The organism is Gammaproteobacteria bacterium, from assembly GCA_034522055.1.
Taxonomy (GTDB): Bacteria; Pseudomonadota; Gammaproteobacteria; order JAABTG01; family JAABTG01; genus JAABTG01.
The window spans coordinates 233283-246675 of the sequence record JAXHLS010000002.1; the positions used below are offsets into that span (position 1 = coordinate 233283).

Genomic DNA, 13393 nt, shown 5'->3' on the forward strand with positions numbered 1-13393 from the left:
AAACGGTAACCACGAAAGACGCGAAAAACGCGAAATGTAATGGGTGATCAGGGGGCTGTTGTCACCGTGCATGCCGGGAGCCATCGGGGTCTCATTCCTATGCCGTATGGTATAGGACTGGCCAGGGAAGGGCCGCATCCAGCACCGATCATGTCGTTCCTGATCTTTCGTGATTCTTCGTGTGTTTCGCGGTTAACCTTCGCGTCTTTTGCGTATTTCGTAGTTGAAAAAGATTCTGGATCGGTTAATTAAAATCATCCTTGGTAGTGGATGCCGTTCGTCTTGTACCGGGGCCACGGGATAGTAGGCAGGCCTGAAATACAGTCTCTCACGGAGGCACGGAGGCACGGAGGCACGGAGAAAGACAGATAGCCGGGTCTGAATGGCGGCTTTGGCGAGAGGCCCCCGTTCCGCATCACCAACGGAAAGCATGCGCTTTCGTCTTGATTCTCTGTGCCTCCGTGCCTCCGTGAGAGACAAATGATTTTTCGTGTGTTTCGTGGTTAACCTTCGCGTCTTTCGCGTATTTCGTAGTTGATCAAGCTTACGGATGGGCGGTCAATTGAAGCGAATGCCCCAGCTCACCTCCAGCTCGTGCTGATCCATCTCCACGAAGCCGGTCTGGGTGCCGACGAAGTTGGGATTGCTTCCCGAGATCTTCTCCTCGAAGGCCCGGGTGTAGGCCAGGCTGATGGCATGGCCAGGGTCCGGCCGCCAGGTGAAGCCGAGGCTGGCGTGGGTGCGAATGGTGGCCGGGGCGAGGATGTTGAACAGGGTCTCACTCTTGTCGAAGAGCTGATCGGCGTGACTGAGGCCGGCGCGGAAGGTCCAGGCCTCGTCCCGGTCCCACTGGATGCCCAGCTTGATGATGTCGATATCATCCCAACCGAAGCCCAGGCCGCCATCGCTTCCAAGGATCCCCGGCTGCGGTGGCAGATCGTTGGAGTTGCCGAGGGCGGCCACGTCGGAGTAGTGGATACGCTGCCAGTCCGCCACCAGGGCCACATGGGGGGTGGCGGCGTAGCTCAGCCCCAGCGTAAAAGTGGAGGGGATGTCGAAGTCCCCGTCCTCGGCAAACAGGCCCCGGTAGTCATCGAAGCGCTCCATGTACAGCTTGCTCTGGTAGGACGCCCCCAGGGTGAGACGCTCAGAGGCGCGCCCGAGCCAGCCTACCCGCACGCCGTAGCCCCAGGAATAGTCATGACCGTTGTTGGTGACATGGTTCGGGCTGGTGGAAAAGGCCCGGAAGGGCTCCAGACCCTCGGCCTCGAAGCGCTGCACGGCGACGATGGGCATGATGCCGAAGGCCATGTTGGGGGACACCTGGCGGGCATAGGTGAAGCCGATGAAGAGCTGGGCCAGATCCACCCCGGTGGGCTCGCTGGCCTGGAACATATCAGGGGCGGTTGGGGGCGAGAAATTCTGCCATACGGCGGTGTCGAAGTCGGTATTCATGCCGCCGTTGCCGCCCACCGAGATACCGATGGCGGCGTCGGTACCCAGGGACCGATTCCAGCCGAAATGGGGGACGAGGAAGATGTCCCTGTCGCTGTCGAACTCCCCCGGCGGAATGCTGGGAAACGGCGGCCCGCCATCGGCGTTGGCGGTAAACCCCCGGTTGGGGTTGAACACCGCCGCCCCCACGTCCAGTCGGTGCCCCACCAGGGCCATGCCGGCGGGATTGGTGGCCGCCGCCAGGCTGTCCTGGGGCAGGGCCACGCCGGCCCCGGCCATGCCCTTGTTGGCGGTGCCGAAACCCGTGGGGGAATAGCCGTTGGTACCATGGGCAAGGGGCACCAGGCCGGCACCCAGCAACAGGACGATGGTGGAACCAAGAAATCTTTTCATGTGTTTAATCTCTCGCCGTACAGACTGGTTCGCCATCCTACGCCAACCACCCGCATCTCTACAAAAACCCGCCACTCCCCGCGCTCGTGGATCCCCATTATTGCATCTGACGCGACCCCGTTACGCTGCCGGCCGGCCGCTCCATCCATCGATAAGCACCGCCGCCGTAGGGCTATCCCCCATCATCGGGATCATCGAAGCGCTGGCGGATCTCCAGGATCCCATGCAGCTCCTGCAGAAAGACCTCTACCAGCTCCGGGTCGAAGTGGCTGCCGCTGCTTTCCTTCATCAGGTCCACTGCCCTGTCCACGGGCCAGGCCGCCTTGTAGGGCCTGACCGAGGTCAGGGCGTCGAACACGTCGGCCACGGCGGCGATCCTGGCGGCCTGGGGGATATCGGCACCCTCGAGCCCTTGGGGATAGCCGCTGCCGTCCCACTTCTCATGGTGACCCAGGGCGATATCCCGGGCCAGGCGCATGAGGTCGGAGTCGTCGCCCCCGAGCAGCTTGCCGCCGATGGTGGCATGAGTCTTCATGATCTCCCACTCGTGGGGTTCCAGTTTACCCGGCTTGAGGAGGATGGCGTCGGGGATGCCGATCTTGCCGATGTCATGCATGGGGCTGGCGTTCAGGAGCAGGTCGCAGTCGTCATCACTCCACCCGAGAGACCAGGCCAGCAGGGCCGATGAATAGCTCATGCGCAGGATGTGGTTGCCCGTCTCCTCGTCGCGGTGCTCCGCCGCCATGCCCAGGCGCTGCACCACCTGGAGGCGGGTGCGGCGCAGCTCGTCGGTGCGCTCGTTCACCATGTCTTCCAGTATGGCCTTCTGGTCATGGACCAGGCGGTGGGCCAGCTGGGCGTCCAGCAGGTTGCGCACCCGCATCAGCAGCTCGTTGCGGTCGAAGGGCTTGGTGATATAGTCCCGCGCGCCCTCGGCCAGGGCCCGTAGCAGGTGGTCCCGGCCATGCTGGGCCGTGAGCACCACCACCGGCGGCAGCAGTGGATCATCGAGGGCCTGCAGTTGCTCCAGCACCTCGAAGCCGTCCAGATGCGGCATATTGATATCGAGGAGGATGAGGTCCGGGCGCATCTCCCGGTAAAGGGGGATGACCTGGCGCGGATCCTCTACCAGCACCTGTTCCCTATAACCCTCGCTTTGCAGCATGCGGTTCAGGAGCTTGAGGTTCGCCGCCTCGTCGTCCACCACCAGTATGCGCTCGGTTCGGCGGTTGTCGTCGGTCATATCTTGTCTTCCTGCCACGTCGGATCCTGGTAATCGTCACCGGCGTTCCCGGGGGTAGCGTCCGGCACATGGTTCGAGTTTAACGGGTGGCCCCCGGATGTGTTCAGGGAAGGCGACCCCTCATCACACCGAGTGCGCCCGCTTGCCGCCGGGGACGACGGCGGGCTCCGCTGTCCGGCCTTCAGGCCCCGACGGGGTTCACGGTGGCCCCGGAGCCTCCTTCACTACGCGCCGGATGAGGTCGCGCAGGCGTTCCACCTCGAAGGGTTTCATCAACCAGGCATCGAAGCCGGATGCGAAGTCACCCTCCTCCCGGCTCTCCCCCGACACGGCGATCGCCGGGATGTGTGCGGTGACGGCATCGGCCTTCAGATGGCCCACGGCCTCGCGTCCCCCCATGCCCGGCAGGTTGATGTCGAGCAGGATCACGTCGGGGCGTTCCCGGCGGGCCATCACGAGGCCGTCCTCGGCATTCTCGGCGGTGAGCAGGTCGAGCCCCGCCGGCACCGCCAGCAGCTTGAGCAGGCCGACGTTCACCCGGTCGTCCTCGATGTACAACACCCGGTAACGGTGATCGGACGGTCGCCGGGCCGCCGGCGGCGATGGGGATGAGGGGATGGAGTCGGCGGGGCTCAGGGGCAGCTCGAACCAGAAGGTGCTGCCGGCGCCTGGGGTGCTGTCGACGCCGATGGTGCCACCCATGGCTTCCACCAGCCGCTTGCACAGGGTGAGCCCGATGCCGGTGCCCTCGATCCCCGAGTAGGCCGAACCGAGGCGCTCGAAGGGCTGGAACAGGCGCCCCAGGTAGGCCGGGTCGATGCCGTGGCCGGTATCCTCCACGACCAGGTGCAGGCGGGTGTCCCCCCTGGCGCCCAGGCGTACCGCGATGTGTCCGCCCTCGCGGTTGTACTTGACGGCGTTGGACAGCAGGTTGAGGACCACCTGCTTGAGGCGGGTGGGGTCGGCGCGCGCCTCACCCACCTCCCCGAGGTCCAGGGCCAGGTCGATGCCGCGGCGCTCCGCCAGGGGCCTGATCTGGGTCGTGCAGGCCTCCACCAGGGGTGCTACCGCCACGGCCTCGGGACCCAGTTCCAGGCGGCCGCTCTCGATGCGACTGAGGTCCAGGACCTCGTTAACCATCTCCAGCAGATGATCGCCGGCCGCCAGGATCTCGCCCACGTTGTCGGCCTGGTTGGGGGTGAGGGGGTGTTCGGCATCGGCTTCCAGCAGTTGGGCGAAGCCGAGGACGGCGTTGAGCGGGGTGCGCAGCTCGTGGCTCATGCGCGACAGGAACTCGGACTTGGCCCGGTTGGCGCGTTCCGCCTCGTCGCGGGCCTGCGCGAGGGCCGCCTCGGCGCGCTTACGCTCGCCGATGTCATGGGCGAAGGCGAAGAACAGCCGCTCGCCGCCGTTCTCCGCCAGGGTGACGCTCACCTCCACGTCGATCTCGGTGCCGTCGCGGTGGCGATGGCGGGTGTCGAAGCGGTCGTGTCCGTCCACCATGAGCCTGTCCATGTGGGCGCGGGTCTCGGCGGGGGTCTCCATGGCCTCGATGTCGGGTATGGAGAGGGCGAGCAGCTCCTCGCGATCATAGCCGAGCATGCGGCAGAAGGCCCGGTTACAGTCGACGATGCGGCCGGTCAGGTCCACCAGGAAGAAACCGTCCATGGCGGTGTCGACGATGATGGCGCTGCGGGCGCTCTGGCGCGTCGCCTCGGCGGTACGCCGAGCCACCAGTTCCTCGAGCAGGTGGCGGTGGTCTGCCAGTTCCGCCTCGAGGCGTTTGTGCCGGATGATGTCGATGAAGTTCACGACGAGTCGGGATACTCGGCTCGCTGCAGGTACTGATCGACCATAGCATGCAACCTTCTCATGTCCAGGGGCTTGGTCAGATAGTCGTCGAAGCCCGCGGCGGCGGCGCGGCGGATGTCGCCGGGCATGGCGTTGGAGGACACCGCCACGACCGGGATGTGGCGGGTGAGGGGGTCTTCCCTGAGCCGGGCGATGGCCGCGAGGCCGTCCATGCCCGGCAGGTTGATGTCCAGCAGCACCAGCGCGGGTCTCTGCTGCCGGGCGATCTCCAGCCCCTCCTCGGCGCTGGTGGCCGCCAGTAGCTCGATGTCGCCGCGGGCAGCCATGGACTTCTGCACCAGCTTGAGGTTGGCGGGGTTGTCCTCCACGTAGAGAACTCGCCGGCATAGCGCCTCTCCCGACTCACCCCCGTGCGCTGCCGCCGGCTCGGCCGCCGGCAGCTCGAACCAGAATTCGCTGCCCACGCCGAGGCTGCTGTCCACGCCGATGGTGCCACCCATAGCCTCCACCAGATATCTGGACAGGGCGAGACCGATGCCGGTGCCTTCGATGCCCGCATAGGCGGATTCCAGGCGCTCGAAGGGCTGGAACAGGCGCTGCTGGTCCGCGGCTGCGATGCCGTGACCGGAATCGGCGACGGCGATGCGCAGGCGCGCCGGCCCGGCCGCGGTCACCCTGACCTCGATGCGGCCATCGTCGCGGTTGTACTTGACGGCGTTGGACAGCAGATTGAGCAGCACCTGGGTGAGGCGGGTGTAATCGGCCTGCACGGTGTAGTCGGGGTCGACGTCGAAGCCGAGGGTGATGCCCCGCTCGTCGGCCATGGGGCGGATGCCGGCCGCGCAGGCATTCACCACCGCGGCCACGGCCACCGGCTCCAGGCTCAGTTCCATGTGCCCACTCTCGATGCGTGCCAGATCCAGCACCTCGTTCACCATCTCCAGCAGGTGTTTGCCGGCGTGCCGGATCTCCGCCACGTTGTCCGTCTGGACCTCGGTCAGGGGCTGGTCGGGGTCGGTCTGCAACAGCTGGGAGAAGCCGAGCACGGCATTGAGGGGGGTGCGCAGCTCGTGGCTCATGCGCGACAGGAACACGGATTTGGCGGCGTTGGCCCGCTCGGCCTCGTCCCGGGCCTGGATGACCGCCGTCTCGGCCTGCTTGCGCTCGGTGATGTCCTGCACCGTGCCGGTGAGCAGCCGGGGCCGCCCCTGGTCATCCAACTCGGCCACCGCCTCCTCGTGGACCCAACGCACCTCCCCGCCCGGCAACACGATGCGATGGTCGATACGAAAGTCGCCGGTGCCCGATAAGGTCGCGTCCGCGGCCTCCTGCACAGGCTCGAGGTCGTCGGGATGCACCGTTGCATAGAAGGCCTCCACGCCGGGCCGGAAGGTCTCGGGGTCCTGGCCGAAGATCCGATACACCTCATCGGACCAGGTAACCTCACCGCTCTGGACATCGGTGGTCCAGTGGCCGAGACGGGCGATGGCGTGGGCGCGGCGCAGCTGCGCCTCCCGCTCCGCCAGCGCGGCGGTGCGCTCCGCCACCCGTTGCTCCAGCACCCGGTTCATCTCCCTCAGGGTCTCCTCGGCCTGCTTGCGCTCCGTGATGTCCCGCACCACGGCGATGAAGCGGGGCGCCTGATCGGGCGGGTTTATGTACTGCAGGAAGACCTCCACCGGGATGTCGCGACCGTCGCGGTGGCGGTGTACGGTCTCGAAGGTGAGGCGCTCCCTGGTCCCTGCCAGCAATGGCGCAATGAGGGCACGAAAGCGCGCCTCATCGTACGCGGGCTTGATGTCCGTGGGATGCATCCCCAGCAGTTCTTCCCGGCCATAGCCCAACTGGTCCATGGCCCCCCGATTGACGTAGGTAAAACGCAGGGTATCGGCCGCGAACATGAACACGCAGTCGAGGGTCTGGTCCAGGGTCGCCCGGAACTGGCGCAACTCTTCTTCGAGGAGATGGCGCTCGGTGATGTCCTGGACCGTGCCCCGGGACACCAGGGGCCGGCCGTCGCCGTCGAAGTCGGTGACGCAGCGTTCCTCCACCCACTTGATCCGTCCGTCGCCCATGCGCAGGCGGTGGCTGATGACGTAGGGTGTACGGTCCTCCAGGGAACGACTGCAGGCGGCGTCGACCCGCTCGCGGTCCGCCGGGTGGATGGCATCGAGGAAGGCCTGGTAGTTGGCGGCGAAGCGGTGCGGGTCGATCTCGAAGAGACGGAAGATCTCCTCGGACCAATCGAGGCGGCCGCTGGCGAGATCCAGCTCCCAGTTCCCCACCCGGGCGATGCGCTGGGCCTCCCGGAGGCGGGCCTCGCTGTCCTGCAGCGCCAGGGCGGCACGGCGGGATTCCGTGATGTCTTCGGAGATCCCCAGCAGGTAACGGGGCTCGCCCCGGTCATCTCGGATGGCGATCTTGCGGGTGTGGAACACGCGAGGGCCGCGACGGGCATCGATGGTCTCCTCGGGGATATCCACCACCCCATCACTTTCCAGGGCCTCGCGGTCCTTGGTGGTGAAGAACGCCGCCTGCTCCTCGGGGAACAGGTCGCGGTCGGTGCCGCCGATGACCTGTTCCCGGTGCCGTCCGAGGAGGGTCTCGCCGGCGCGATTCAAGTATTCGAAGCGCAGGTCCGCGGCGCGTTTGACGAAGATCATGCTGGGGACGTGTTCGACGATGCTGTCCAGCAGGCGGGTGGTGCGGGCCAGGTCCTCCATGGCCTCCTGGCGCGCCGTATCGTCGCTGATATGGCCCTCCAGGTAGCGCAGGCGGTCGCCGAGGCCGCGGATGCCGCGGCCGCGCTCATGGACCCAGCGTACCCCGCCGCCGCGGCTGACGATGCGATAGCTGAGGTCGAAATCCCGGCGGGCACCGGTGGCCGCCTGGACCCCGGTCCGGACATCGTCGACGTCGTCGGGATGGATCAAGCGGCCGTAATGCACCTCGGCGGGGTCGAGAAACGCCTCGGGCGCATAGCCGGTCACCCCGAGGACGCCGTCGGTAACGGACGTCATGCTCCGGTGACGGTCGTCACGACAGCGGTAGACGAAGCCGTCGAGGGTGTTCACCACGCGCCGCAGGGCGGTGTTGGCGCGGCGGCCGGAGCGGCGCACCAGCATGACGAAGGCCACGGCCGCCAGCACGGCACACAGGGCGCGGGGCAGTTGCACCGGCAGGCCGGTGAAGTCCAGGAAATCGCCGCTGGTGGGCAGCCATGCCGGCAGGCGCGCATAGGCGGTGGTCAGGAACGGGGTCAGCAGGCCGTAGGCCAGCAATGCCAGTGCCGCCGCACGCAGCCAGTGGATGGTGGCGTCTGCGCCCGCATGGCGCGCCCTGGCGCCGGCGAAGAGCAGCAATGCGGCACCCACCAGCACGGCCCCCGGGGTGCCGGCCAGCCAGCGGCTGCCGGCTTCCAGGCCGGCCAGAGGGTCGGCCGCCCCCAGCACGAATACCGCCACGCCGGCGACCGCCGCACCCTGAACCAGGGCGGCGGGCAGCCTGAAGGGCCCTTCTGCGATATTCCAGATGCGCCGCCCGAACTCCAGCAGGGCACCGTAGGAGAGGATCAGCAGGGTCCCGCCGGCCCAGTCGAGCCAGGGCGCGGAGGCCAGCAGGCGCTGGCCTTCGACGAATTCCAGCAGCCCATGGAGCATGCCGAAGGCCGCCAGCCATCCCAGGTGGGGGGCGAAGGGGAGGCCGTTGTCGGAGCGCGGCAGCACGGACACCACCACCCCGAGGCTGAAGAAGGCGAGGCCGTAGACCGCATAGATGAGTCCGAGATGGGATTCCAGCCCCGTGGTCACAGGCGCCTCCCGGCCATCCCGGACGGTGGCAGCGGTCCCATGGCGCCGGCGCCGCGGATCATGGCGGGACGGATTCTGGCCTGCCGTCCAGCAGCCGGTCCAGGACTTCATGGAAGGCCGTCACGTCCAGGGGCTTGGTGAGGTAAGCGGTGAAGCCGGCGGCCATACCGTAGCGGATGTCCCGGGGCATGGCGTTGGCGGTGATGGCCACCACCGGGACCTCGGCCAGTTCCACCCGCGCGCGCAGGACATCCAGGACCGCGTAACCGTCCATGTCCGGCATGTTGATGTCGAGCAGGATGAGGTCGGGGTGGTGGGCCGTAGCCAGCTCGATGCCGATGCCCGGCAGATGCGCGGTATGAAGGCGGATGTTGCGGCGGCGGCCGAGGATCTGGGCGACCATCTTGAGGTTGACGGGGTTGTCCTCGATATAGAGTAGGGTATGGGTGGCCACCTCACCGCCATCGCCCGCCGGCCGGCCATCGGCCTCGCTGGCCCCCGGGCCGGCATCGTCATCGAACTCCGGCAGGTACTCCCGTGGCAGCTCGATCCAGAAGGTGCTGCCCACTCCCTCCTCGCTTTCCACCCCCACCGTGCCTCCCATCATCTCCACGATGCGACGGGTGATGGTGAGGCCGATGCCGGTGCCTTCGATGGCGCTGTTTTCGGCATTGAGGCGACGGAAGGGCTCGAACAGCTCGGACAGGCGTCCGGCGGGGATGCCATAGCCGGTGTCCTCCACCTGGATGCGCAGCCAGTCGCCACCCACCGGCCGCACCGTGAGCACCACCCTGCCGCCGTCGCGGTTGTACTTGACGGCGTTGGAGAGCAGGTTCAGCAGCACCTGCTTCAGACGCATGCGATCGGCGCGCACCGCCACCCCCGCCAGGCCGTCATGACGCATCTGGATGCCATGGCTCTGGGCCAGGCCGGCCACCAGGCTCAAGGCCTCTTCCACCACCGGACACAGTTCCACCGCCTCCACCGACAGTTCGAGGCGGCCGGACTCGATGCGCGAGAGATCCAGTACCTCGTTGATGAGTTCCAGCAGGTGGTGGCCGGCCTGGAGGATCTCACGGACATTGTCGCGGTGGTCCTCCGACAGTGCCGGGTCGTACTCCAGGAGCTGCCCGAAACCGAGAATGGCGTTCATGGGCGTACGCAACTCGTGGCTCATTCGCGACAGGAACTCGGACTTGGCGCGGTTGGCCTGTTGCGCCTCGTCGCGAGCGGTGATGAGAGCCTCCCGGGCATGGACCTGCTCGGTGATGTCGGACTGGATGGCCATGAAGCCCTGGAGGGCGCCGGCGTCGTCATGCAGCGGATCGCAGGCGATGTGGACCCAGTAGGGACGCCCCACCTTGGTGTAGTTGACCACGTCCACCTCGAAGGGCTCCAGATGCGCCAGGGCCTCGTGCATGCGGCGCACCGTCGCCGTATCCGTGGCCTCGCCCTGGAGCAGGTGCCCGGGACTCCGGCCCCGCATGTCCTCCAGGCCATAGCCGCTGATGCGGGTGAAGCCCGCGTTTATCCACTCCACCCGGCCTTCGGCGTCGGTGATGATAACCCCGTTGGTGGTCTCCTGGGCGATGCGGGAGAGCTTGGAGCGCTCGTCCTTCGCCAGCTTGAGGGCGGTGATGTCGGTACGGATGGAGACGTACTGGTAGGGTCTGCCGGTGTCATCCAGGAAAGGGGTGATGGTGGAGGTGACCCAGTAGAGGCTGCCGTCCTTGCGGCGGTTGCAGATATCCCCCTGCCAGATACCTCCCCCGGCGATGGTGCGCCAGAGGTCCTCGTAGAACTCCGGGGGATGGATGCCGGACTTGATGATGCGGTGGTTTTGGCCCAGCAACTCGTCGCGATGATAGCCGCTGACGCGGCAGAAACGGTCATTGGCGTAGATGATGTCGCCCTTGGCGTCGGTGATGCTCACCAGGGCATGGTGGTCCAGGGCCTGATACTCGCGATCGCACTCGTACACGGTATCGGCGAGTCGCCGGTGGACGGCATTGCCCTGGCGGGCACGGCGCGCGCGGGCCGTCACCGCGGCCACCAGGTGGTGGGAAGGCACCGGCTTCATCAGGCAATCGTCGCCACCCAGTCTGAGGGCCGACAGATCACGACCGGCGCCGGGCGCCGTCGATTGGAACAGGATGGGCAGTTCCATGCCGGTATGGCGTTCCCGTAACAGGGCCGCCAATTCCGGGCCGCTGGCCTCCTCCATGTGGATCTCCATCACCACCACGTCGGGGGTGAACGCCGCCACCGTGTCCAGGGTCTCCAACGGCGCCGATACCGTCTGCACCGCCATGCCGGCATCCCGCAACAGCGCCGCCTGGGCCTCCAGGGATGCGGTGTCGGGATCCACCATCACCACCCGGTAGGGCCGGGTCGGCTGGCGATGGGTGAGTTCGTCGAGGGTCTCCGTGAGCCGCCCGGGGTCCGGCGGCGCCTTCAGGTAGCGGGCGACGCCGGCACGGAATCCCGCCATCCGGGTCTGCACATCGTCATCGGCGGTGACCACCACCACCGCGATGCCGAGTTCACGGGCGCTGCCGAGTTGGGCGGCGAGGGTACCGTCGCCGCCGGCCCCTGCCGGCAGCCGGGCACCCATCACCACGGCGGCGGGCGTTTCGCCATCCGTCATTGCGCACGCCGCGGCGAGGGTCGCGGAGCGCGGGTAGACGCGGACGCGAAACCCGGCCCGTTCCAGGACCGCGGCCAAGGGACCGCAGTGCAGGAGGTCGCCTTCCAAAAGGTGGATGCGGGGCATCCGGCCCTGCAGATCGGGCCGCTGCGCTGCGGTGCGTGCCGGGTCGGATCGCCGCCCGGCGCGGGGTCGCTGGGGAGACATGGTCATACCCGTGCTGCCCTCTGGTGAAGTGGCCTGTGGCCTTTAAAATTGTCTTGAGACACTTTAGCGGCCGCCGGGGCCGCTTTCTTATGCCCGCCGGGGCCATGCCCAGCGCATGGCACCGGCAGGCATGGGAGTTCCGGCGGGCTGCGGACGGGGCAAGGTCCGACGAGACCGAACTGGCGATGGTGGTGGAGACGCCGGCGCCACGGGGGCAGGGTGACGCGGCGGTTACTTAAAGATTACATGAGGTCGTGGCGCCGTCAAATCCGGCCATCGCGCCTGCCCGACCCTACACCCAACCGCCGGCGATCCACGCCCCGCGTGTTTGGTTATCGACCACTCACGATTCCCTGCTCCCGGCCCATGTCTCGGCGGCCACGGCACCCTGGTCCTCCCGCCCCGCCGCCGCCAGGGCCTCCACGCCTCCCAGTTCCTCGTCGATACGGCCGTGGTCCAGGCGGGCCCCCAGGTGTGCCACCAGGCTGGCGGCATTCTGGATGGCATTGCCGAGGCAGGTGCTGGCCCCTGGCGACGGCGTGATACTGAACAGCAGGCCGCCGCCCGCATCGACGACGGCCTCGCCCAACAACATCTCGCGGCGCTCGCGGTCGATGACCTGGGGGCGCACCCCACCCATGCCCCGGGCATAGCTCAGCTCGCCGAGGGCCAGGGAGGGCACCACCTTGCGAATGTCCTCGAGGAACAGCCGCTTGCCCAACCACGGGACCTCGAACAGCATGTTGCGGAGGATGTAGTTACGGATGGTGGTGTCGCCGAACAGCTTCCACAGGGCGCTGGCCACCGGCAGGTCGAGGCCCAGCACGCGCAGGAAATCCAGGTAGGTGCCCCACTGGTAGCGCTCCAGCTTGGGCAACACCAGGGCGGTGGGCCCGAGGCGGGTCTTGCCGGGCACCAGCAGGTCGGGGTCGGCATGGAGCGCCGCGAAGGGCAGCTTGGGATCCTGCATGGTGTAGACCTTGCCGCGCATGTGCCGGGGGGTGAAATAGAAGCTGCCCGCCACCGGCAGCAGGGACAGATGCTCGCCGTGGCCCATGCGGTGGGCAAACAGCAGGCTATGGGCGCCCGCACACACCGCCACGGAGCGGGCGTCGTAGCCGCCACCACTGGTCTCCACCCGGTAGCCGTCCCCATCGACGGATATGCCCGTCACCCGGGTGCCCAGGGCCAACTCGGTGCGGGTGCCGCCGTCCGCGGCTGCCTGGGCGGCGAAGGAGTGGGCCAGGCCGCCGTAATCGATGGCGCAGATCTCCCCCAGGGCCCCGCTGGCGACGATGGGCTCGGGCCGCGGGCGGCCGTCCACCAAAGCCACGTCCGGCTCCACCTCGGCGATGCGGGGGGCCTCCCACAACTCCATGTAGGGAAAGGTGCCGGCGAACTCGGCGTGGCGCCGGCGCAGGGCCTCCACCTCGGCCTCCCCCACCGCCAGGACCATCTTGGGGAAGGCGCGCATGTGGCGCCGGGCAGCGGGGAAACCCTCGCCGTAGCGCACGATCATGTGGGCGATGGCCTTGACCCGCGCGGCCTTCTCGAGGGTGTAGTTGGTCTCGATATCGCCGCAGTGCAGGGTCTGGCTGTTGGCGCGACCGCTGGAGTTCAGCGCCGCCAGTTCGCCGTGCTTCTCCACCAGGGCGATGGACTTGACGTCGGAGTAGCGAGCCAGGACGAACATCAGGGCGGTGCCCGTGATCCCCCCACCGACGATGACCGTATCGAAGTCGCCTCCGTTCATGCTCCTATTCCTCGTCGTCAGGATGCGGGCCGGGCCCGGGAGTGACTCCTACTTTCCGGGCAAACGCGCGGCCG

The 13393-nt window shown here is 67.4% G+C and carries 6 protein-coding genes; all 6 read right to left on the minus strand.

Annotated features, from left to right (window positions below):
- Positions 1-558: 558 nt before the first annotated feature.
- Entirely contained in the window at positions 559-1848 is a 1290-nt protein-coding gene (locus U5S82_01240) for an outer membrane protein transport protein (protein MDZ7750292.1), read from the minus strand.
- A gap of 172 nt (positions 1849-2020) precedes the next feature.
- Positions 2021-3091: a response regulator gene (locus U5S82_01245; GenBank protein ID MDZ7750293.1), complete on the minus strand. Its 1071-nt coding sequence runs from the start codon at positions 3089-3091 to the stop codon at positions 2021-2023.
- A 198-nt stretch (positions 3092-3289) separates the two neighbouring features.
- Complete coding sequence (locus U5S82_01250) at positions 3290-4903, minus strand: ATP-binding protein (protein ID MDZ7750294.1); 1614 nt, start codon at positions 4901-4903, stop codon at positions 3290-3292.
- Entirely contained in the window at positions 4900-8823 is a 3924-nt protein-coding gene (locus tag U5S82_01255; protein MDZ7750295.1) for a PAS domain S-box protein, read from the minus strand. Before U5S82_01255 ends, U5S82_01250 begins: the two co-directional genes overlap by 4 nt.
- A complete protein-coding gene (locus U5S82_01260) occupies positions 8771-11566 on the minus strand; it encodes a response regulator (protein ID MDZ7750296.1) in 2796 nt (931 codons plus the stop codon). Before U5S82_01260 ends, U5S82_01255 begins: the two co-directional genes overlap by 53 nt.
- A 343-nt stretch (positions 11567-11909) precedes the next feature.
- On the minus strand, positions 11910-13319 hold the full coding sequence (locus tag U5S82_01265) for an FAD-dependent oxidoreductase (GenBank protein ID MDZ7750297.1): 1410 nt from the start codon (positions 13317-13319) through the stop codon (positions 11910-11912).
- Between the last annotated feature and the right edge of the window lie 74 nt (positions 13320-13393).